Here is a 22,807-nt window from a genome sequence, read left to right on the forward strand (position 1 = left end):
CCGACCCGGAGGTCGGCTTATTACTCGCAGCGTGCGTTATTCAGGCTGCTGCGGGCGCGTTGCCGGGGCGGTAGCCTGATGGGTAGCGCTATGGCCGCCCGCAGAACCTTTGCCATCGAAGTCAAACGCCGGGCGAACCCAGTCGCTGTGACGCGGCGGCTCAGGAACGTATTCCGGGGCTGGCGCGCGAGTCATCGGCGCGGTGGCAAAGCTGTGCAGTGCCTTAGCGGCGACAGGTTGAGCGGCAACAGCAGGCTTAACGTCTGCTTCCGGCTTCGGCTCGACAGCAGGCTTCGCTTCTGGCTCAGGCTGGGCTTCAACCACAGGCTGCGCTTCCACGGCTGGCTTCACCTCAGCTTCTGGCTGCGCTTCCGCGACAGGCTCAGCGGCTTTCACCTCTTCAACCACTTCGGCTGGTGCTTCAGCAGGCTCTGCGATCTCCGCGATGTGCTCAGCAACCGGCACGTCTTCCGGGGCGATCAGCTGCGGCTGCTCGTCAACCGGCGTCTCAATCGCTTCAGGATGCGTAGTGTCTACTGCGGCAGGCTGCGGCTCGCTCACGGCGGCTTGCGGCTCGACAACGGTAGGTTCAACGGCTGTCGGTTCAACTACTGTCGGTTCAACTACAGCAGTTTCAACAACTGTCGGTTCAACTACAGCAGGTTCAGCGCTAACAGATGCCGCAATCGGCTCTGCTACTGGCTCAACGATCGGCTGCTGGATAGCTTCCGGTGCGGTTTCAACGGTGGTCTCATCCTGTACCGGCTCAACGTTCTGCGCGACCGGGTAGCGGATCCACACTTTACCTGACGCCATCTCCGGCGATGCACAGGCTACGGTCAGCGGCATCGGGGACTGGGTCGGGTAGCGCTCGTCACGGTAGCGACGACGGCGCTGGCCGCTGACGCGCAGGTGACGCGGAGAACGACGTGAACGGCGCGGCATCCCGGCGTTATCACGATTCTCGCTGGGCTCTTCCTGCTCCTGAGCCGGCTGCTCAACAACCGCAGGCAGATCTACCTTCGCCAGCTCAGTATGGGATGCCTGGGCATCTGTTACCGGCGTCGCGGCAGCGATCTCATCAACAGCGGCATCGGCAGACGGCGCAGACTCAAAGCGAACCTTCTGGCTCAGCTGGCGCTGTTTACGGCGCGGCATCACCTGAACGCGATCTTCCTGTTCCGCTTCGACTTCCGGGAGTGGCTGCTCTTCGCGGTTCAGCACTTTAACTTCTTGCTGAGCCTGACGTTTTTCGTCGTTGCGACGACGGTTGCGCTCGCGGCGGGACTGCTGCTGCTCATCGCGGGATTTAGACTTATCTGCGTCCTCAACAACGGCCTGCGGCTGGCGAACTTCGCGAACTTCACCGTTCGGCTGCTGTTTTTCACGGCGACCACGGCGATTCTCGTCGCGCTCACGGTTGTCGCGGTTATCACGATTGTCGCGGTTATCACGGCCTTCGCGCGCTTCTGCGCCTTCGCTACGGCTGTCACGGCGTTCGTTACGATCGCCACGATCTCCGCGGTCGTTGCGGTCACGGCGGTTGTTCTGGCGCGGCTTACGACGCTCCTGGGAACGGGCCGGTTTCTCTTCTTTAACTTCTTCTTCCGCTTTAACCTCAACCGGCTGGCTGGCAGGCTCGCTGGCGAATACCTTCTTCAGGGCGCCAAAGAGACGGCCCAGCAGGCCCGTTTCCGCCGGAGCGGCAGGCTGTGCAGCGGCTGGCTGTGCTTTTTCTTCAGCAACCGGCGCGGACTGTGGCGCAGGCGCAGGCGGAATGTCAGGCATCACGAAGGTGGCCAGCGCAGGCTGTTCAGGCTGTTTGCGCTCGGCGTACTCCTCTTCGGACGGCAGCGCCATCGCCTCTTCATGCAGCTTCGGCAGCTTATAGCTCAGGGTCGAGGTCTCTTCGCCTTTACGCACGCGCAGTACGGAGTAGTGCGGGGTTTCCATCTGGTCATTCGGCACAATAACGCACTTAATGCCGCCCTGACGCGCTTCGATCGCGCTTACCGCAGCGCGTTTCTCGTTAAGCAGGTAGGAGGCAATCGGCACGGGAACAATCGCGTGAACTTCCTGAGTGTTCTCTTTCAGCGCTTCCTCTTCAATCAGGCGCAGAATAGAGAGCGACAGGGATTCGTTGTCACGGATGGTACCGGTACCGCTACAGCGCGGACAGACGTGATGGCTGGACTCGCCGAGGGACGGGCTCAGACGCTGGCGGGACATCTCCAGCAGGCCGAAGCGCGAAATATGGCTGATCTGAATACGGGCGCGATCCTGACGCACGGCTTCGCGCAGGCGGTTTTCAACCGCACGCTGGTGGCGAACCGGGGTCATATCGATAAAGTCGATAACGATCAGGCCGCCGAGGTCGCGCAGGCGCAGCTGGCGGGCGATTTCGTCTGCCGCTTCCAGGTTGGTATTAAACGCCGTCTCTTCGATATCGCCGCCGCGGGTTGCGCGGGCGGAGTTGATATCGATCGCGGTCAGCGCTTCGGTGGAGTCGATAACGATAGAGCCACCAGAAGGCAGGCGCACTTCGCGCTGGAAAGCGGACTCGATCTGCGATTCAATCTGGTAGTGGCTGAACAGCGGGATTTCACCGGTGTAGAGTTTGATTTTGCTGCTGAAGTCAGGACGGCCCAGCGCAGCGATATGCTGGCGTGCCATCTCCATCACTTTCGGGTTGTCGATGAGGATCTCACCGATATCCTGGCGCAGATAGTCGCGGAAGGCGCGAACGATAACGTTGCTCTCCTGGTGGATCAGGAAGGGAGCAGGGCGGTTTTCAGCGGCTTTCTTGATCGCTTCCCAGTGTTTCAGGCGGAAGCTTAAGTCCCACTGCAGCGCTTCGGCAGATTTGCCTACGCCTGCGGTACGAACGATCAGCCCCATGCCGTCCGGCATATCCAGGCTCGCCAGCGCCTCTTTCAGCTCGGTACGGTCATCGCCTTCAATACGGCGAGAGATGCCACCCGCGCGCGGGTTGTTTGGCATCAGAACCAGATAGCTACCGGCCAGGCTGATAAAGGTGGTTAAGGCTGCGCCTTTATTACCGCGCTCCTCTTTGTCAATCTGGACAATGACCTCCTGGCCTTCGCGCAGCACATCTTTGATGTTCGGGCGGCCATGGGCACTGTAGTTAGCAGGGAAGTATTCGCGGGAGATCTCTTTCAGAGGTAGGAAACCGTGACGCTCAGCACCGTAGTCAACAAATGCGGCTTCAAGGCTCGGTTCAATACGGGTAATTTTACCTTTGTAGATGTTCGCTTTTTTCTGTTCGTGTCCCGGGCTTTCGATATCCAGGTCGTACAGGCGCTGCCCATCAACAAGGGCGACGCGCAACTCTTCCTGCTGAGTTGCGTTAATTAACATTCTTTTCATCGTAACTTACTCATTATTCTTACATTGACGACTAGGCTGCGGGCATAGTTAACGCCTTTCCGGGGTGAACCGATGGCCTCGTGTCTGTTCACGTCGCCAACCTCACGGTTATCGCACGCTTAAGAGGCGCAGAGTGTCGGTTGCCTGTATTTCATACGGAAAAACAGCGCAATTATCAGGGGAACTGCCTGGGTATTACTCTCCAGGGTCGATCCCTCTACCGGTAAGGACTGCAACCCGCAGCCCGCTAAGTGCCTGAAGGATCAATACGTCTTACGCCATTGCTGCGTGGATGATCGGACAGGCAAAACTGGTCATTCCGCAAATTTCCTTGTTTAACAAGATTCAAGCGGAAAACAGCCTCATTATTCCTTGCTAAATCTGTTATAGCAAGATGACTTTTGCCATTTATCACCCGGTTACTAACAGTTTTTTCACGTTTGCCCAGGGATTGTGCTAAAACCCAGCGAAAAGCGTGATGACGGTCAACATGACACCGATAGAGATAAATATAAGCACATAAAAATGAGTGGCGCGAATCGGGCGAGGCTTTTAGAATCGCCCCCCATGAAAACTGAGACTCCATCCGTAAGAATTGTTGCTATCGCGGCCGACGACGCCGGGCAACGCATCGATAACTTTTTACGCACCCAGCTGAAGGGCGTGCCGAAAAGTATGATTTACCGCATCCTGCGTAAAGGCGAAGTGCGGGTTAACAAGAAGCGCGTGAAGCCCGAGTATAAGCTGGAGGGCGGGGATGAGGTGCGTATCCCGCCGGTGCGCGTTGCCGAGCGTGAAGAGGAGGCGGTGTCACCGCATCTGAATAAGGTAGCGGCGCTGGCGGATGTCATCCTTTATGAAGACGATCATATTCTGCTGCTGAACAAGCCGTCAGGCACCGCTGTCCACGGCGGCAGCGGGCTGAGCTTCGGCGTCATTGAAGGCCTGCGCGCCCTGCGTCCGGAAGCGCGCTTCCTGGAGCTGGTGCACCGTCTGGACCGGGATACCTCCGGCGTGCTGCTGGTGGCCAAGAAGCGCTCGGCGCTGCGCTCCCTGCATGAGCAGCTGCGCGAGAAAGGCATGCAAAAAGATTACCTGGCGCTGGTGCGCGGCCAGTGGCAGTCGCATGTCAAAACGGTACAGGCTCCGCTACTGAAAAATATTCTGCAGAGCGGGGAGCGGATCGTCCGCGTGAATAGCGAAGGCAAACCGTCAGAGACGCGCTTTAAGGTTGAGGAGCGCTATGCGTTTGCTACCCTGGTGCGCTGTAGCCCTATTACCGGCCGTACTCACCAGATCCGTGTTCATACCCAGCACGCCGGGCATCCCATCGCCTTTGACGATCGCTATGGCGACCGCGAGTTTGATAAGCAGCTGGCGGGAACCGGGTTAAACCGGCTCTTCCTGCACGCGGCGGCGCTGAAGTTTACCCATCCGGGAACCGGCGAAACTATGCGCATTGAAGCCCCGCTGGATGAGCAGCTCAAACGCTGCCTGAAGGTACTGCGCGGCTGATTACGTGCCGGGTGGCGCTGCGCTTACCCGGCCTACAAAACCTGCAGGCCCATGCAAGCGAAGCGCCGCTGGGGAAACATCACACCGTCAGTGGATTACACGCTTCGCGTCTTAACATCTGGCACAGCGCAATCAGCGGCAGCCCCACCAGCGTGTTGGGGTCACGGCCATCCAGCTTGTCGAACAGCGCAATGCCCAGCCCTTCACTTTTAAAGCTTCCCGCGCAGTTCAGCGGCCTTTCACGACGCACGTAATCCACAATCTCTTGCTCGCTGAGGTGGCGGAAATGCACGTCGAAAGGCTCGCATTCGGTTTGCAGGTGGCCCGAGGCCGAGTTGTAGAGGGCAAGCCCCGTATAAAAAGTCACAATGGTGCCGCGGGCACGCATCAGCTGCTGGCAGGCTTTTTCTTCGGTATGGGGCTTGCCGGTGATTTCCCCGTCCAGCACGCAGACCTGATCGGAGCCAATAATCAGGTGATGAGGGTAGCGTTCTGCCAGCGATTGCGCCTTCGCCTGCGCCAGGCGCAGCACCAGATGACGCGGCGATTCGCCAGGCTCTGGGGTCTCATCCACGTCCGGTGCGGCGCACTCGAAGGCAATGCCGAGTTTTTCCAGCAGCGCGCGGCGGTAAGAAGACGTGGACGCAAGAATAATATTCGACATATTTTTTCTACCCTATATGGCATAACGAGGTCAGGCATTTTAAACTACAGGCCGCAATGTGTGCGAATAATTGGCAAAAGGCAATCACAGACTGCCTTTTTCTTTGACTCCAGAACGTTACAAAGTTAATATGCGCGCCCTATGCAAAAGGTAAAATTACCCCTGACTCTTGATCCGGTTCGTACCGCTCAAAAACGCCTTGATTACGAGGGTGTATACACTCGTGAGCAGGCCGAGCGCGTCGCTGAATCCGTAGTCAGTGTAGACAGTGATGTGGAATGTTCCATGTCGTTCGCTATCGATAACCAGCGCCTTGCGGTTTTAACCGGCGATGCAAAAGTTTCGGTAACGCTCGAGTGTCAGCGCTGCGGCAAGACGTTTGCCCATCAGGTCTACACGCAATATTGTTTTAGCCCGATCGTCAAAGACGAGCAGGCCGAAGCACTCCCGGAAGCGTATGAACCGATTCAGGTTAACGAATTCGGTGAAATCGACCTGCTGGCACTGGTCGAGGATGAAATTATCCTCTCCTTGCCGGTAGTGCCGGTGCATGATTCTGAACACTGTGAAGTGTCCGACGCGGACATGGTCTTTGGTGAACTGCCTGAAGAGGCACAGAAGCCAAACCCATTTGCCGTATTAGCCAGCTTAAAGCGTAAGTAACAGGTTTCTCCGTAGTAATGGAGTTACCGTAATTGAGGAGTAAGGTCCATGGCCGTACAACAAAATAAACCAACCCGTTCCAAACGTGGCATGCGTCGTTCCCATGACGCGCTGACCGCAGTCACCAGCCTGTCTGTAGACAAAACGTCTGGTGAGTCTCACCTGCGTCACCACATGACCGCTGACGGTTTCTACCGCGGTCGCAAGGTTATCACTAAGTAATCACGCGCAAGCGTGATGAAGCTTAGTGAGGAAATCCCCGTGTAAGCGGGGGTTAACCGAACCAGGCACGATGATACCTTGACACGTCTAACCCTGGCGTTAGATGTCATGGGGGGCGATTTTGGCCCTTCCGTGACAGTGCCTGCAGCATTGCAGGCACTGCATTCTAACCCTCAACTCACACTTCTGTTAGTCGGTCATCCCGACGCTATCACGCCATTACTTGCCAAAGCCGATTTTGATCAGCGCTCGCGCCTGCAGGTTATTCCTGCCCAGTCGGTTATTGCCAGTGATGTCCGTCCCGCCCAGGCCGTGCGCAACAGCCGGGGTAGCTCTATGCGTATCGCGCTTGAGCTGGTCAAAGAGGGGCGTGCCGAAGCCTGCGTCAGCGCAGGCAATACCGGGGCGCTGATGGGGCTGGCTAAGCTACTGCTTAAGCCCATTGACGGTATTGAACGTCCGGCGCTGATGACGGTGCTGCCGCATCAGCAGAAGGGCAGAACCGTGGTGCTGGATCTCGGCGCTAACGTTGACTGTGACAGTACCATGCTGGTGCAGTTCGCCATTATGGGATCGGTGATGGCTGAAGAGGTCATCGGTATTGAACATCCGCGCGTGGCGCTGCTCAATATCGGGGAAGAAGAGGTCAAAGGCCTCGACAGCATCCGCGATGCGTCGGCGCTGCTAAAATCGATCCCATCGATCAACTATATTGGCTATCTTGAAGCCAATGAGCTGCTCACCGGCAAAACGGACGTGCTGGTCTGCGACGGCTTCACCGGCAACGTGACGTTGAAGACGATGGAAGGCATGGTCAGAATGTTCCTGTCGTTGCTGAAATCGCAGGGCGAAGGCAAAAAACGGTCGTGGTGGCTGCTTTTATTAAAGCGTTGGTTACAAAAAAGCCTGACAAGGCGATTCAGTCACCTCAACCCCGACCAGTATAATGGTGCCTGTCTGTTAGGATTGCGCGGCACGGTGATCAAGAGTCATGGTGCAGCCAATCAGCGCGCGTTTGCAGTCGCGATTGAACAGGCAGTGCAGGCGGTGCAGCGGCACGTCCCCGAACGGATTGCCGCTCGCCTGGAATCTGTGTTACCGGAAAAAGACTGAGCGTATATGTATACGAAGATTAGTGGTACCGGCAGCTACCTGCCCGAGCAAGTGCGAACCAACGCCGATCTGGAAAAGATGGTCGATACCTCTGACGAGTGGATTGTCACCCGCACAGGCATTCGTGAGCGCCGCATTGCCGCCCCGGATGAGACCGTGGCAACCATGGGTTTCGAAGCTGCTAAGCGCGCCATCGACATGGCGGGCATTGATAAAACTGAGATCGGTCTGATCATCGTCGCCACCACCTCGGCGACCCATGCTTTCCCCAGCGCGGCCTGCCAGGTGCAGAGCCTGCTGGAGATCAAAGGCTGCCCGGCATTTGATGTGGCTGCCGCTTGCGCAGGCTTTACCTATGCCCTGAGCATTGCCGATCAGTATGTCAAAAGCGGTGCGGTAAAGCATGCGCTGGTGATCGGCGCTGACGTGCTGGCCCGTACCTGCGATCCGACCGATCGCGGAACGATCATTATCTTCGGTGACGGCGCGGGCGCGGCAGTGCTGAGCGCATCCGAAGAGCAGGGTATCATCTCTACCCATCTGCACGCGGACGGGAGCTACGGCGAGCTGTTAACGCTGCCGAACCTGGATCGCGTCACGCCGGACAGCCCTACCTACCTGACCATGGCGGGTAACGAAGTCTTCAAAGTGGCCGTGACCGAGCTGGCGCACATCGTTGAAGAGACGCTGGCGGCGAATAATATCGATCGCGCCGAGCTGGACTGGCTGGTTCCGCACCAGGCGAACCTGCGCATTATCAGCGCGACGGCGAGAAAGCTGGGTATGGAGATGGACAAAGTGGTCGTTACCCTTGACCGTCACGGCAATACCTCTGCGGCGTCGGTGCCTTGTGCGCTGGATGAAGCCGTGCGCGACGGACGTATCAAGCCGGGCCAGCTGGTGCTGCTTGAGGCCTTCGGCGGCGGTTTCACCTGGGGCTCTGCGCTGGTTCGTTTCTAGTATTAAGGATAAATAAGATGACGCAATTTGCTTTTGTGTTCCCGGGACAGGGTTCTCAGACCGTGGGTATGCTGGCCGATGTGGCAGCACAGTTTCCCCTGGTGGAAGAGACGTTCCGTGAAGCTTCTGCGGCGCTGGGCTATGACCTGTGGGCTCTGACCCAGCAGGGCCCGGCAGAAGAGCTCAACAAAACGTGGCAGACCCAGCCCGCGCTGCTGACGGCTTCCGTCGCACTGTGGCGCGTCTGGCAGCAGCAGGGCGGTAAAACCCCGGCGCTGATGGCAGGCCATAGCCTGGGCGAATACTCTGCGCTGGTGTGCGCGGGCGTGATCGATTTCGCCGATGCCGTACGCCTCGTTGAGCTGCGCGGCAAATTTATGCAGGAAGCGGTACCGGAAGGCACCGGCGGCATGTCGGCGATTATCGGCCTTGACGATGCGGCGATTGCTAAAGCCTGTGAAGAGGCTGCTGAAGGCCAGGTTGTCTCTCCGGTGAACTATAACTCGCCGGGTCAGGTGGTCATTGCCGGGCATAAAGACGCGGTTGAGCGTGCAGGCGCGGCCTGTAAAGCAGCGGGTGCTAAACGCGCGCTGCCGCTGCCGGTAAGCGTGCCGTCCCACTGCGCGCTGATGAAGCCCGCAGCAGAGAAGCTGGCCGCCGAGCTGGAAAAAATCACCTTCAACGCGCCGGCTATTCCGGTGGTAAACAACGTTGACGTGAAGTGCGAAACCTCGCCGGAAGCTATCCGTGATGCGCTGGTCCGCCAGCTCTACAGTCCGGTACAGTGGACTAAAAGCGTTGAATTTATCGCTTCTCAGGGCGTTACGCACCTGTATGAAGTCGGTCCGGGCAAAGTGCTTACTGGCCTGACCAAGCGTATTGTTGACACCCTGACCGCCTCGGCTATTAACGAGCCTGCGGCACTGTCAGCGGCGGCTGAGCAATAAACAAGGAACCCAAAACCATGAGTTTTGAAGGAAAGATCGCACTGGTTACCGGTGCAAGCCGTGGCATTGGCCGCGCAATTGCTGAAACCCTCGTTGCCCGCGGCGCGAAGGTGATCGGTACCGCGACCAGCGAAAGCGGCGCGCAGGCCATCAGCGACTATTTAGGTGCAAACGGCAAAGGTTTACTGTTAAACGTGACCGATCCTGCATCTATTGAATCTGTGCTGGAAAATGTCCGTGCAGAGTTTGGCGAAGTGGATATTCTGGTCAATAATGCCGGGATTACCCGCGACAACCTGTTAATGCGGATGAAAGACGACGAGTGGAACGATATCATCGAAACCAATCTCTCTTCTGTTTTCCGCCTGTCAAAAGCGGTAATGCGGGCTATGATGAAGAAGCGTCATGGTCGCATTATCACTATCGGTTCTGTGGTGGGTACCATGGGAAATGCTGGTCAGGCTAACTACGCTGCGGCGAAAGCAGGCCTGATCGGTTTCAGTAAGTCGCTGGCGCGTGAAGTTGCGTCCCGCGGTATTACTGTAAACGTTGTTGCTCCGGGTTTTATTGAAACGGACATGACGCGTGCGCTGACCGAAGATCAGCGTGCGGGTACGCTGGCAGCGGTTCCGGCGGGTCGTCTTGGCGATCCAAAAGAGATTGCCAGCGCGGTAGCATTTTTAGCTTCTGACGAAGCGGGTTACATCACTGGTGAAACCCTGCACGTCAACGGCGGAATGTATATGGTTTAACCACGTTATTTCCTAAAGCATCAAATGGAAATAATTTTATTTGCGTTATCAGCCCAATTGGCCTCAAAATAGCGCAAAATCGTGGTAGGACCTGCCGGGATTTAGTTGCAAATTTTTCAACATTTTATACACTACGAAAACCATCGCGAAAGCGAGTTTTGATAGGAAATTTAAGAGTATGAGCACCACTATCGAAGAACGCGTTAAGAAAATTATTGGCGAGCAGCTGGGCGTTAAGCAGGAAGAAGTGACTAACAATGCTTCTTTCGTTGACGATCTGGGCGCGGATTCTCTTGACACCGTTGAGCTGGTAATGGCTCTGGAAGAAGAGTTTGATACTGAGATTCCGGACGAAGAAGCTGAGAAGATCACTACTGTTCAGGCTGCCATTGATTACATCAACGGTCACCAGGCATAAGTGAACATCTCCAGGCGGTCATTCGACCGCCTGAGTTTTATCTTTTTCTCCCACCCATCTCTTTTTTATCCCTCCCTGGAGGACAAACGTGTCTAAGCGTCGTGTAGTTGTGACCGGACTTGGCATGTTGTCTCCTGTCGGCAATACCGTAGAGTCTACCTGGAGTGCTCTCCTTGCCGGTCAGAGTGGCATCAGCCTGATCGACCATTTCGATACTAGCGCCTATGCAACAAAATTTGCTGGCTTAGTAAAGGATTTTAACTGTGATGACATCATCTCGCGCAAAGAGCAGCGCAAGATGGATGCCTTCATTCAATATGGAGTTGTTGCGGGCTGGCAGGCCATGCAGGATTCTGGCCTTGAGGTCACCCCAGAGAACGCTCACCGTATCGGGGCCGCTATCGGTTCAGGTATCGGCGGTCTTGGCCTGATCGAAGAGAACCACGCCTCGCTGGTTAACGGCGGCCCGCGTAAAATCAGCCCGTTCTTTGTGCCCTCTACCATTGTTAACATGGTAGCCGGTCATCTGACGATTATGCTTGGTCTTCAGGGCCCGAGCATCTCCATCGCTACGGCCTGTACCTCTGGCGTGCACAACATCGGCCATGCGGCGCGTATTATCGCCTACGGCGATGCTGACGCCATGTTGGCAGGCGGCGCTGAAAAAGCCAGTACCCCGCTTGGCGTGGGCGGCTTTGGCGCAGCGCGTGCGCTCTCTACCCGTAATGATAATCCGCAGGCGGCAAGCCGTCCGTGGGATACAGATCGTGACGGTTTTGTGCTGGGCGACGGCGCGGGTATGGTCATGCTGGAAGAGTACGAGCATGCCAAAAAACGCGGCGCGAAAATCTATGCCGAACTGGTTGGCTTTGGTATGAGCAGCGATGCCTACCACATGACCTCGCCGCCGGAAAACGGCGCGGGTGCGGCGCTGGCGATGACCAATGCGCTGCGTGATGCCCAGCTGGATCCGGCGAAGATTGGCTACGTTAACGCCCACGGCACCTCCACACCGGCCGGCGATAAAGCCGAAACCCAGGCGGTGAAATCCGTGTTTGGCGAAGCGGCAAGCCGCGTTATGGTCAGCTCCACCAAATCCATGACCGGTCACCTGCTGGGCGCAGCGGGCGCGGTAGAGTCTATCTACTCCATCCTGGCCCTGCGCGATCAGGCGATCCCGCCGACCATTAACCTGGATAACCCGGATGAGGGTTGCGATCTGGACTACGTTCCGCATGTCGCACGCCAGGTGAGCGATCTGGAGTACACCCTGTGTAACTCCTTTGGCTTCGGTGGTACTAACGGCTCGCTGATCTTTAAACGGATCTAACGCCGTATGACCGGGTAGCCTCTGTGCTGCCCGGTCCGTTCAACATGTTTTCCCTTTCAATTCAGCTTTCTCCGCTTGTCCTGCGTTTCGCATCCTGCCAGACTACCCGGCCACGGATAGAGGAGCCGCTATGTTCTTGATAAATGGCTGCCAACAGCAGACGCTGGCGGCGAACGACAGGGCTGTACAGTTCGGCGACGGCTGCTTTACCACCGCCCGGATCCAAACCGGTGAGATCCAGCTGCTTCAGGCCCATCTTGCGCGCCTGCGCGATGCCTGTGAGCGCTTATTTATCCCGTTTACCGACTGGGCTATCCTCGAGCAGGAGATGATCGCTCTGGCAGGTCGTCAGCAGACGGGCGTGCTGAAGGTGATGATCACCCGGGGTGCGGGCGGGCGCGGTTACAGTGCCGCGGGTTGCCAGACGCCTACGCGCATCCTGAGCCTGTCAGCGCTGCCTGCCCACTATGCCCGCTGGCAGCAGGAGGGGATCACCCTCGCGCTCAGCCCGATCCGGCTGGGGCGTAACCCGCATCTGGCAAGTGTAAAGCATCTTAACCGCCTGGAGCAGGTGCTGATTCGTACTCATCTTGAGCAGACGGCAGGCGACGAGGCGCTGGTTCTTGACAGCGACGGGTTGCTTACGGAATGCTGTGCCGCGAATTTATTCTGGCGTCAGGGCATGAGGGTATTTACGCCCTGTCTTGACCAGGCAGGCGTGAAGGGCATTATGCGTCAGTTTATTATCGACCGGCTGACCGCCTCGGGCTTTACCTTCGCGGAAGTTGCCGCGCGGCCGAAGGCGCTGGCCGATGCCGATGAGGTGCTGATCTGTAACGCGCTGATGCCTGTCGTGCCGGTTAACGCCTGCGGCGAGTGGGAGTGGACATCCCGCGAGCTGTATTCCTTTTTATCTCCCCTTTGTGAGCGTGCGATCTCGTCATGAAGAAAATGTTTCGTTTTGTTGTACTTCTGCTGGTGCTGCTGGGCATTGCTGCCGGAGCAGGTTACTGGAAGGTTCGCCAGCTGGCGGAGAGCAAGCTGCTCATTAACGCAGAGACCATCTTTACCCTGAAAGCAGGCACCGGTCGCCAGGCGTTGGGAACCCAGCTCTATAGTGAGAAGATTATTAATCGTCCTCGCGTCTTCCAGTGGCTGTTGCGCGTGGAGCCAGCGCTCTCCCATTTCAAAGCCGGGACCTATCGCTTTACACCGGATATGACGGTGCGCGACATGCTGCGGCTGCTGGAGAGCGGCAAAGAGGCGCAGTTCCCGCTGCGGCTGGTGGAGGGGATGCGTCTCAGCGACCTCCTGAAGCAGCTTCGCGATGCGCCCTATATTCAGCACACCCTGAAAGATGACAGCTACGCCACGGTGGCAGAGGCGCTTAAGTTTGAGCACCCTGAGTGGATCGAGGGGTGGTTCTGGCCCGATACCTGGCTCTACACTGCCCATACCACTGACATCACCATGCTTAAACGCGCCCATGATAAAATGGTCGCCGCGGTGAAAAAGGCCTGGGAAGGGCGGGCGGAGGGCCTGCCGTATAAAGATCAAAACCAGCTGGTGACCATGGCCTCGATTATTGAAAAAGAGACGGCGGTAGCCAGCGAGCGGGATCGGGTCGCCTCGGTCTTCATCAACCGTCTACGTACCGGCATGCGCCTGCAAACCGATCCCACCGTCATTTACGGCATGGGCGACAGCTACACCGGTAAAATCAGCCGTAGCGATCTGGAAACGCCGACGGCGTATAATACCTATACCATTAGCGGCCTGCCGCCGGGACCGATTGCCATCCCGAGCGACGCATCGCTGCGTGCCGCTGCGCATCCGGCTAAAACGCCGTATCTCTATTTTGTTGCTGACGGCAAGGGGGGGCATACCTTTACCACCAACCTCGTCAGCCACAACCGCGCGGTGCAGGACTATCTGAAAGTGCTTAAGGAAAAAAATGGCCAGTAAATACATCGTTATCGAAGGGCTGGAAGGGGCCGGAAAGACCACCGCCCGCGATACCGTCGTGGAGACGCTGACCCAGCTTGGGGTGGGCGAGATGATCTTTACCCGCGAGCCGGGCGGGACGCAGCTTGCCGAAAAGCTGCGCAGCCTGGTGCTGGATATCAAATCGGTAGGCGATGAGGTCATTACCGACAAAGCCGAAGTGCTGATGTTCTATGCTGCCCGCGTCCAGCTGGTGGAGACGGTCATCAAGCCCGCGCTGGCCCGCGGCTGCTGGGTGATCGGCGATCGCCACGATCTCTCTACTCAGGCCTATCAGGGCGGCGGACGCGGTATTGATGCGCATATGCTGGCCACCCTGCGCGACACCGTATTAGGCGATTTTCGTCCCGACCTGACGCTCTACCTCGACGTTGAGCCGGAAGTGGGCCTGAAACGCGCCCGCGCCCGGGGCGAGCTGGACCGCATCGAGCAGGAGTCCTATGACTTCTTCCATCGCGCCCGCGCCCGTTACCTTGAGCTTGCCGCTGCCGATTCGCGGATTAAAACCATCGACGCTACGCGATCCCTCGACGAGGTGATGAGCGACATTCGCCAGACGGTCATCGCCTGGGTGCAGGAGCAGGGCGCATGAAATGGTATCCATGGTTACGCCCAGACTTTGAAAGCCTGGTTGCCAGCTACCAGGCCGGACGCGGACACCATGCGCTACTGATCCACGCTCTGCCCGGTATGGGTGATGAGGCCTTAATCTATGCTTTGACGCGCTATCTGCTCTGCCAGCAGCCCGACGGGCATAAAAGCTGCGGTCGCTGTCGCGGCTGTCAGCTGATGCAGGCCGGAACCCATCCGGATTACTATGTGCTGGAGCCAGAGAAGGGCAAAAGCACGCTGGGTATTGATGCGGTGCGCGAGGTGAGCGAGAAGCTTTACGAGCATGCACGCCTGAGCGGCGCGAAGGTAGTGTGGGTCAGCGATGCGGCCCGGCTGACCGAGGCCGCCGCCAACGCTCTGCTTAAAACGCTGGAGGAGCCCCCGGCCAATACCTGGTTCTTCCTCGCCTGCCGTGAGCCGGCCCGCCTGCTGGCCACTCTGCGCAGCCGCTGCCGCCTGCATCACCTTGCGCCACCGGACGAGCGCTATGCCTGCGCCTGGCTGTCGCGGGAGGTCCAGGCCTCGCCCGAGGCGATCCTGACGGCGCTGCGGCTCTGCGGCGGTGCGCCTGGCGCGGCACAAACCCTGCTCTCTACCGATGCGTGGGCGCAGCGCCAGACGCTGTGCGCTGCCGTGGATGCAGCCCTGACCAGCAGCGACTGGCTCTCTCTGCTGCCCGCGCTTAACCATGACAGCGTTGCCGATCGTCTGCACTGGCTGGCCTCGCTCTATCTTGACGCCATGAAAATCCAGCAGGGAGCGACGCAGATCGGTAACGCCGACGCCTATCCGCTGGTCACCCGGCTGGCGAGAATTATTGCGCCTGCGCGTTTGCGGGCTCTCCTGGCGGCGATCTTTACCTGCCGGGAGCAGCTGCTGACCGTGACCGGCGTTAATCGCGAACTGCTGCTAACCGATTTACTCCTGAGCCAGGAGCACTGGCTGCAACCCGACGCCGTGCTGCCTGTATCCCATCTTTAAGAGAGACATTATGTTTTTAGTCGACTCCCACTGCCATCTTGATGGCCTTGATTATCAATCCCTGCACCGGGACGTGGACGACGTGCTGACCAAAGCGGCCGCCCGCGACGTTAAGTTTTGCCTTGCGGTGGCTACGACGCTGCCGGGCTACCGCGCCATGCGTGAGCTGGTGGGCAATCGTGACAACGTAGCTTTCTCCTGCGGCGTGCATCCGCTTAATCAGGACGAGGCGTATGACGTTGAGGAGCTGCGTACCCTGGCGGCAGAAGAGGGCGTCGTAGCCATGGGCGAGACCGGGCTGGATTACTTCTATACCCCGGAGACCAAACCCATTCAGCAGGAGTCGTTCCGCAACCATATCCGCATTGGTCGCGAGCTGAATAAGCCAGTGATCGTCCATACCCGCGATGCTCGCGAAGATACGCTGGCGATTCTGGCCGAGGAAAAGGTGACGGATTGCGGTGGCGTACTACACTGTTTCACAGAAGACAGAGAAACGGCAGGAAAGCTGCTGGATATGGGGTTCTATATCTCGTTCTCTGGCATTGTTACTTTCCGTAACGCTGAACAGCTGCGCGACGCTGCACGCTACGTACCGCTGGACAGAATGCTGGTGGAGACGGATTCACCCTATCTGGCACCGGTTCCGCACCGGGGCAAAGAGAACCAGCCTGCAATGACCCGCGACGTTGCGGAGTACATGGCAGTGCTGAAGGGCGTATCGTTGGAGACGCTGGCGCAGCAGACCACGCAAAACTTCGCCACGCTGTTCCATATCGACCCCGCGCGTCTCCTATCCCGCCCATAAGTCTGTTTTTTTAAGGCTCGTAATTAATTAACAATGCGAGTACAGTGCACCGCCATAAACTTGGCGGTGAGTCGACTTTTTGATACTTTCAGACTCCGTTTTTGTAAATAAGTGAAAGTTTTCCGGTGACCGCGTTTTGAAACGTGATAACCGTCAAACAAACTTAGGGCGATTTATTTTACTCTGTGTAATAAATAAAGGGCACTTAGATGCTCTGTCCAGGGCGCGGTTCTCCCCCCGTGCCAATGCGTGAAAACGTAAAAAAAGCACAAATACTCAGGAGCACTCTCAATTATGTTTAAGAATGCATTTGCTAACCTGCAAAAGGTCGGTAAATCACTGATGCTGCCCGTTTCCGTACTGCCCATTGCAGGGATCCTGCTTGGCGTCGGTTCGGCTAACTTCACCTGGCTTCCAGAAGTGGTTTCCCATGTTATGGCAGAAGCGGGCGGTTCCGTTTTTGCTAACATGCCTCTGATTTTCGCTATCGGTGTTGCACTTGGCTTCACCAATAACGACGGCGTGTCTGCGCTGGCGGCAGTGGTTGCCTATGGCATCATGGTTAAAACCATGGCCGTGGTTGCGCCGCTGGTGCTGCATCTGCCTGCGGAAGAGATTACGGCGAAACACCTGGCGGATACCGGTGTTCTCGGCGGGATCATCGCAGGTGCGATTGCTGCCTACATGTTCAACCGCTTCTACCGCATCAAGCTCCCTGAGTATCTGGGCTTCTTCGCTGGTAAGCGCTTCGTGCCGATCATCTCTGGTCTGGCTGCGATCTTCATGGGCGTGATCCTCTCCTTCATTTGGCCACCGATCGGTACGGCTATCCAGACCTTCTCCCAGTGGGCTGCTTACCAGAACCCGGTTGTGGCGTTTGGTATCTACGGCTTCATTGAGCGCTGCCTGGTACCGTTCGGTCTGCACCACATCTGGAACGTTCCTTTCCAGATGCAGATTGGTGAATACACCAACGCGGCAGGCCAGGTCTTCCATGGCGATATCCCACGCTACATGGCAGGTGACCCGACCGCAGGTAAACTCTCTGGCGGCTTCCTGTTCAAAATGTACGGCCTGCCGGCTGCTGCGATTGCCATCTGGCACTCTGCAAAACCGGAAAACCGTGCCAAAGTGGGCGGTATCATGATCTCCGCCGCGCTGACCTCGTTCCTGACCGGTATCACCGAGCCGATCGAGTTCTCCTTCATGTTCGTTGCGCCGATCCTGTACGCAATCCATGCGGTGCTGGCAGGTCTGGCCTTCCCGATCTGTATCCTGCTGGGTATGCGTGACGGGACCTCCTTCTCACACGGTCTGATTGACTTCATCGTGCTGAGCGGTAACGGCAGCAAACTGTGGCTGTTCCCGATTGTTGGCCTGTGCTACGCGGCAATCTACTACACCGTGTTCCGCGTGCTGATCAAAGCGCTGGATCTGAAAACCCCAGGTCGTGAAGACGCAACCGAAGACACTAAAGCTGGCGCAACCAGCGAGATGGCTCCGGCACTGGTCTCCGCCTTCGGTGGTAAAGAGAACATCACTAACCTCGACGCCTGTATTACGCGTCTGCGCGTAAGCGTGGCCGACGTGGCGAAGGTTGACCAGGCTGGCCTGAAGAAATTGGGTGCAGCGGGTGTGGTGGTTGCAGGTTCGGGCGTTCAGGCTATTTTCGGTACTAAATCCGATAACCTGAAAACCGAAATGGATGAGTACATCCGCAACAGCTAATTTGCAGTCTGGGGAGACTGAGGGAGCCGTAAGGCTCCCTTTTTTATGCGCTATATTAAGATTTCTATAAATGCTGAAACCGAAAGGAAGTCTTATGCCACAACCCACGCTATTTACCCCGCTACGCATCAGAAATCTGGAAATTGAAAACCGGATCGTGATAGCCCCCATGTGCCAGTACTCCGCTGAAGAGGGATGCATGACTGACTGGCACATGATGCATCTGGGGCAGCTGGCGCAATCCGGTGCGGGTTTGCTGACCATTGAAGCCACTGCCGTCTCCCCTGAAGGGCGTATCACCTTTGCCGACGTCGGTCTCTATGATGATAAGAGTGAGGCAGCCATGGCCCGGGTGCTTGATGCAATCCGTAAATGGTCGGATATGCCCATTGCGATCCAGCTGGCTCATGCGGGAAGAAAAGCATCGACCTACAAACCCTGGGATCAACAGGGGCAAATTCCGCCTGATCAGCAGGGCGGGTGGCAAACGTTAGCCCCCTCCGCCGTTCCCTACACCACGGGCTACACGCTCCCGACCGCCCTGGACAGTGCCGGACTAGACGAGGTTCGCACCCAGTTTGCCAATGCCGCAAAACGCGCTGCCAGGCTGGGTATCGATCTAATTCAAATTCACGCCGCACATGGTTATCTGCTGCATCAGTTCCTGTCGCCGTTATCAAACCAGCGCACCGATGAGTACGGCGGCTCACTGGAAAACCGCGCCAGATTCCCACTGGAAATTTTTGACGTGGTCCGTGAAGCCTTCCCGACAGAAAAAGCGATCAGCGTGCGCATCTCCGCGACGGACTGGGTAGAGGGCGGATTCAGCATTGAGGAAGCCGTGGCGTTTGCAAAAATGCTTGAAGCGCGCGGTGTTGATGCGATCCATGTATCAAGCGGGGGTCTCCATCCCGATCAAAAAATCGATGTCTATCCGGGCTATCAGGTTCCGCTAGCACGAGCAGTGAAGTCCGCAGTCACTATTCCGGTGGTAGCCGTTGGATTGATTACCGAAGCCCAACACGCAGAGTCCATTGTCGCGAGCGGCGATGCAGATATTATTGGGATTGCGCGTACGGCGTTGTACGATCCGCGTTGGCCGTGGCATGCCGCCGCAACGCTGGGCGCACAGGTGAGGGCAGCCAGCCAGTATCTTCGCTGCCAGCCTCATACGCTGAAGAACCTGTTTAAGTCCTGATACAGAAAGCGGGGACAACCCCGCTTTTTCAGAGCCGGTGTGGTTGGCGGGGAGATAACCTATGTTTGAAGGATTTACGCATACACAAATTAGCCTTTCCGAAGCCGTGCTTAATGTCCGCTATGGGGGAAGTGGCCCTCCGGTGCTGCTGTTGCATGGCCATCCTCGTACTCACGTCACCTGGTCAAAAGTCGCTCCCCAGCTTGCCAAATCCTTTACCGTGGTTTGCCCTGATTTGCGGGGATTCGGGCGCTCATCTAAACCTGCCGACCAGCCAAATCACGCGGGCTCGTCTAAACGCGCTAAAGCAAAAGATTGTGTTGAGTTAATGAGCCTGCTGGGGTTTGAGCAGTTTGCTCTTGTTGGGCATGACAGAGGGAGCTACACCGCTTACCGGGCCGCGCTTGATTACCCGGAACGGATCACCCGACTAGCCGTACTGGATTGCATTCCAATACTTGAAGCACTTAACCGGTGTGATGAAAAGTTTGCCCGGCAGTGGTACCACTGGTTCTTCTTTGCTCAATTAGAAAAACCAGAGCGGGCAATACTGGCTGATCCTGATAAATGGTATGGAGGCCAGCCTGAAACAATGGGAGACGAGGAGTATCTCGAATTCAGGCAGGCCATACACGATCCGGAAACCGTGCATGGAATGATCGAGGACTATCGCGCCGGTCTGAGCATCGATAAAGAGCACGAGCATCACGATCGTCAGAATGGCAAATTGATTACCTGTCCGACGCTCTGTCTATGGTCAAAATATGACGATCTGGAAGATATATACGGTGACATATTAGGCATCTGGAAAACGTGGGCACCGCAAGCTCAAGGCAAAGCCATAGCCAGCGGTCACCATATGGCTGAAGAAGCGCCTGAAGAACTTACAGCTGAACTCCGGCGATTTCTGTTGCAACCAGGGCAGTAAATCACCCGTACGCTGTTCATAAAATGCTAAAAAAATGGGGCCCGAAGGCCCCACGCAGTTTGCTTAACGGTATGTTAAACGGTTATTCAGGAAGCGCGTAAACGACAACCTGATCGCCTACCTGATCCTTCAGAATAGTATTGCCCCCCGCGACAAAGGCGACATACTGACGGCCTTTGTACTCATAGATCGAGGGGTTCGCTACCGAAGGTGCTTCTACCTGATCGGACCATAGCTCTTCACCGCTATCCACTGAATAGGCGCGAACTTTGGCATCCATGGAGGCACCGATAAACACCACGCCCCCTGCCGTCACGGCTGGACCACCGATGGTCGGGGAGCCCCAGCTCTCTGGCATAAAGAAGCCATACTGCTGCGATGCACCCACTGGACGACGCCACTTCACATCCCCCGTGTGCATATCCAGCGCTACGATTTCACCAAATGGGGGTTGCCAGCACGGCATGCCAAGCCAGTTATTCGCCACCATCAGACGCATACCGTAAGGTGCACCTTCCTGAGGCGCAAAGCCGCTCTCATTGCCGGAACCTTTATCCGCCTTTTTATAATCTTCACGGCTATAGAGCTTCAGGTACTGCACAATATGTGAGGTATTGACGATGGCAATCTGTTTTTTCGGATCGAATGCCACACCGCCCCACTGAACGCCACCGGCACTGTCTGGATAGGTCAGGGCACCTTCTCCCTTGGTTGTTGGCGGCGTGTACATTCCGTCGTAACTCAGCTTATCCCACAGGCGAGAGCACTGGCCCGCACCTACGGCATCTGCCAGTTTCCAGATCTCCGGCTTCTTCGATTGATCGAGCAGCGGCGCAGGCTTCGTCGGGAAGGGCTGCGTTGGCGAAAGCACTTCACCCTGTACCGAACCATCTCCCTGTGGTACCGGACGCTCTTCAATCGGCCAGACATCTTCGCCCGTCAGGCGATTCACAACAAACAGAAAGCCCTGTTTGGTCGCCTGTACCAGTGCCGGGATCTGTTTGCCATCGACGGTGATATCCATCAGGGTCGGCGCAGAGTTGATATCGTAATCCCACACGTCGTGATGAACCCATTGACGAGACCAGACAACTTTACCGGTATTGATATCCAGCGCAGTAGTGGAGGTTGCAAGCGGAATAGGTTTAACACGATTGCCGCCCCAGTAGTTAGGGGAGGGGGACGAGACCGGGAGATAGACCAGGCCATTGGCCTCATCAGCAGACATATGGGTCCAGACGTTGGCTGTACCGGTGCGTTGGCGGATCTCTGCCGGAATCGCGTCAAAGGTCCACTCACGCGCGCCGGTTTGCGCGTTGATTGAGAACACAGTACCCGGAGGTGCCTCGGCATAGGCCCAGTCTTTACCCGCCCAGCCGACCAGCAGATGATTACCTACCACGGTTGGCGGCTGCAGGATAGATAACGGATATTTGGCGTTGACCGTGTTCCACTGATTGATATCCAGCACGCCATTATCAGCAAAGCCTGCACACGGCTTCCCTGAGTCGGCATCCAGCGCATAGAGATGGCCGTCCACGTTACCCATATAAACGATTTTCTGGCATGCCTGTCCGGCGACCGGATTTTTAGCCTGCCAGTAGGAGACGCCGCGGTTCTTGAGAACCGGCTGAGTCAGGGCTTTGCGCGATGATTTAGTATCGTAATGCCATTTCTCTTTCCCTGTACCTGGATCGAGTGCAATCAGGCGATCAAAAGGGGTACCGATATAGAGCGTTTCGTTGGCAAAAATAGGCGTTGCTGACCAGACGGTGGCAGGGGTATCACCTTTGCCATCCGAGACGTCACCGGTATGAAATTCCCAGACTTTAGTTAATTTACTGACGTTGTCCGCCGTAATCTGCGTCAGTGGACTGTATTTCTGGGCGTTAAGCTGGCCATGAAAGCTGTCCCAGGTAGCAGTAGCAGGCACCAGCGGCGTGGCGGGCTGTACGGCAGATTCCACCTTCTGTCCGTCATTTTTGCCGGTTGAGACATCGTCAGTGGTTTTTGTGGTTCCTGGCGCCTGCTGATCGGCGGCATCGACGTTCAGCTTTTCCTGGGTTCCCTGAGAGGCCTCAGCGGCCTTCTCTTGTGCATGCAGCGAGAGCGGCGCAACCAGCAAGGCGAGCGCCGTCATGCTGACTTTCAGTAATGGAGAATGTTTTTCGTTATGCACGGGCGGCTCCTCAGACTCTGGCGCGATGATTGGTACGAACGGAATTGCTGCTCAGCGCAATCAAACCAATCAGGCCGACTACCATTGCTGCAGTAATGAGGTACTGATGCAGCAACGCGCCTGCAAAACCAATACCGAACAACATGACAAGGGTGACAACAATCAGGAAAATACGCGTTCCACGACGAGAGGCAGCACGCAGTATAAAGGTCAGTATCGCCAGAAACACACTGGCAACGGCGACGCCGAGGGCACCGATAGTGCCGGTGACGCCGGTAAGCGGCGTTAGCCACGCATATAAAGCGACTGCGAAGCCAATCACGGCTGATAGCAGCAGAAGTATACTGCCGAAGCGTGAGGGTTGAGATTGCAACATACCAGGAAATCCTCTCTCCAAA

General features: G+C 56.9%; 21 protein-coding genes. 17 read left to right on the plus strand and 4 right to left on the minus strand.

The window, feature by feature from the left end:
• Window positions 1–36: 36 nt before the first annotated feature.
• A complete protein-coding gene (rne, locus tag NR795_RS03950) occupies window positions 37–3,387 on the minus strand; it encodes a ribonuclease E (protein ID WP_257757210.1) in 3,351 nt (1,116 codons plus the stop codon).
• 567 nt (window positions 3,388–3,954) lie between these two features.
• On the opposite strand from rne, the gene rluC reads away from it, so the two are divergent.
• Window positions 3,955–4,902, plus strand: a complete 948-nt coding sequence (gene rluC, locus NR795_RS03955; RefSeq protein WP_257757211.1) for a 23S rRNA pseudouridine(955/2504/2580) synthase RluC — start codon at window positions 3,955–3,957, stop codon at window positions 4,900–4,902.
• Window positions 4,903–4,981: 79 nt separating this feature from the next.
• Here rluC and NR795_RS03960 read toward each other — a convergent pair whose 3' ends face one another.
• Window positions 4,982–5,566: a nucleoside triphosphate pyrophosphatase gene (locus NR795_RS03960; protein ID WP_257757212.1), complete on the minus strand. Its 585-nt coding sequence runs from the start codon at window positions 5,564–5,566 to the stop codon at window positions 4,982–4,984.
• 141 nt (window positions 5,567–5,707) lie between these two features.
• Between NR795_RS03960 and yceD the strand changes: the two genes are divergently transcribed.
• The 16 genes from yceD (at window position 5,708) to NR795_RS04040 (ending at window position 20,230) form a co-directional block, all read left to right on the plus strand.
• Window positions 5,708–6,229, plus strand: a complete 522-nt coding sequence (gene yceD / locus NR795_RS03965; RefSeq protein WP_042392753.1) for a 23S rRNA accumulation protein YceD — start codon at window positions 5,708–5,710, stop codon at window positions 6,227–6,229.
• Between the two features lie 48 nt (window positions 6,230–6,277).
• A complete protein-coding gene (rpmF, locus tag NR795_RS03970; RefSeq protein WP_042392755.1) occupies window positions 6,278–6,451 on the plus strand; it encodes a 50S ribosomal protein L32 in 174 nt (57 codons plus the stop codon).
• A 78-nt stretch (window positions 6,452–6,529) separates the two neighbouring features.
• Complete coding sequence (gene plsX, locus NR795_RS03975; protein ID WP_144812532.1) at window positions 6,530–7,564, plus strand: phosphate acyltransferase PlsX; 1,035 nt, start codon at window positions 6,530–6,532, stop codon at window positions 7,562–7,564.
• Between the two features lie 6 nt (window positions 7,565–7,570).
• A complete protein-coding gene (locus NR795_RS03980; RefSeq protein WP_144812529.1) occupies window positions 7,571–8,524 on the plus strand; it encodes a beta-ketoacyl-ACP synthase III in 954 nt (317 codons plus the stop codon).
• Between the two features lie 17 nt (window positions 8,525–8,541).
• Window positions 8,542–9,471: an ACP S-malonyltransferase gene (gene fabD, locus NR795_RS03985; protein WP_238084348.1), complete on the plus strand. Its 930-nt coding sequence runs from the start codon at window positions 8,542–8,544 to the stop codon at window positions 9,469–9,471.
• Between the two features lie 17 nt (window positions 9,472–9,488).
• Window positions 9,489–10,223 (plus strand): 3-oxoacyl-ACP reductase FabG, encoded by a 735-nt coding sequence (fabG, locus tag NR795_RS03990; protein WP_042392763.1) that lies wholly within the window; start codon window positions 9,489–9,491, stop codon window positions 10,221–10,223.
• 178 nt (window positions 10,224–10,401) lie between these two features.
• On the plus strand, window positions 10,402–10,641 hold the full coding sequence (gene acpP, locus NR795_RS03995; RefSeq protein ID WP_042392766.1) for an acyl carrier protein: 240 nt from the start codon (window positions 10,402–10,404) through the stop codon (window positions 10,639–10,641).
• A gap of 88 nt (window positions 10,642–10,729) precedes the next feature.
• On the plus strand, window positions 10,730–11,971 hold the full coding sequence (fabF, locus tag NR795_RS04000; protein ID WP_144812523.1) for a beta-ketoacyl-ACP synthase II: 1,242 nt from the start codon (window positions 10,730–10,732) through the stop codon (window positions 11,969–11,971).
• A gap of 130 nt (window positions 11,972–12,101) precedes the next feature.
• Window positions 12,102–12,917, plus strand: coding sequence for an aminodeoxychorismate lyase (gene pabC / locus NR795_RS04005; RefSeq protein WP_257757214.1), 816 nt, complete (start codon window positions 12,102–12,104; stop codon window positions 12,915–12,917).
• Window positions 12,914–13,936 (plus strand): cell division protein YceG, encoded by a 1,023-nt coding sequence (gene yceG / locus NR795_RS04010; RefSeq protein ID WP_257757215.1) that lies wholly within the window; start codon window positions 12,914–12,916, stop codon window positions 13,934–13,936. Before pabC ends, yceG begins: the two co-directional genes overlap by 4 nt.
• Complete coding sequence (gene tmk / locus NR795_RS04015) at window positions 13,926–14,567, plus strand: dTMP kinase (RefSeq protein ID WP_257757216.1); 642 nt, start codon at window positions 13,926–13,928, stop codon at window positions 14,565–14,567. Before yceG ends, tmk begins: the two co-directional genes overlap by 11 nt.
• Complete coding sequence (holB, locus tag NR795_RS04020; protein WP_144812509.1) at window positions 14,564–15,568, plus strand: DNA polymerase III subunit delta'; 1,005 nt, start codon at window positions 14,564–14,566, stop codon at window positions 15,566–15,568. The genes tmk and holB overlap by 4 nt, the downstream gene beginning before the upstream one ends.
• 10 nt (window positions 15,569–15,578) lie before the next feature.
• Entirely contained in the window at window positions 15,579–16,376 is a 798-nt protein-coding gene (locus NR795_RS04025; RefSeq protein ID WP_257757217.1) for a metal-dependent hydrolase, read from the plus strand.
• A gap of 294 nt (window positions 16,377–16,670) precedes the next feature.
• The gene (gene ptsG / locus NR795_RS04030; RefSeq protein ID WP_144812504.1) at window positions 16,671–18,104 is read left to right on the plus strand and encodes a PTS glucose transporter subunit IIBC; all 1,434 of its coding nucleotides are present in this window, start codon (window positions 16,671–16,673) and stop codon (window positions 18,102–18,104) included.
• A gap of 94 nt (window positions 18,105–18,198) precedes the next feature.
• Window positions 18,199–19,302 carry an NADH:flavin oxidoreductase/NADH oxidase gene (locus tag NR795_RS04035; protein ID WP_257757218.1) on the plus strand — a complete coding sequence of 368 codons (1,104 nt, stop codon included), beginning with the start codon at window positions 18,199–18,201 and terminating at the stop codon, window positions 19,300–19,302.
• 61 nt (window positions 19,303–19,363) lie between these two features.
• On the plus strand, window positions 19,364–20,230 hold the full coding sequence (locus NR795_RS04040) for an alpha/beta fold hydrolase (RefSeq protein WP_257757219.1): 867 nt from the start codon (window positions 19,364–19,366) through the stop codon (window positions 20,228–20,230).
• An 82-nt stretch (window positions 20,231–20,312) separates the two neighbouring features.
• On the opposite strand, the gene NR795_RS04045 is transcribed toward NR795_RS04040, so the two are convergent.
• Window positions 20,313–22,409, minus strand: a complete 2,097-nt coding sequence (locus tag NR795_RS04045; RefSeq protein ID WP_257757220.1) for a pyrroloquinoline quinone-dependent dehydrogenase — start codon at window positions 22,407–22,409, stop codon at window positions 20,313–20,315.
• A 10-nt stretch (window positions 22,410–22,419) separates the two neighbouring features.
• Window positions 22,420–22,785: a hypothetical protein gene (locus tag NR795_RS04050; protein ID WP_144812490.1), complete on the minus strand. Its 366-nt coding sequence runs from the start codon at window positions 22,783–22,785 to the stop codon at window positions 22,420–22,422.
• Between the last annotated feature and the right edge of the window lie 22 nt (window positions 22,786–22,807).

The organism is Pseudescherichia sp. L3 (assembly GCF_024656065.1).
GTDB lineage: Bacteria > Pseudomonadota > Gammaproteobacteria > Enterobacterales > Enterobacteriaceae > Pseudescherichia.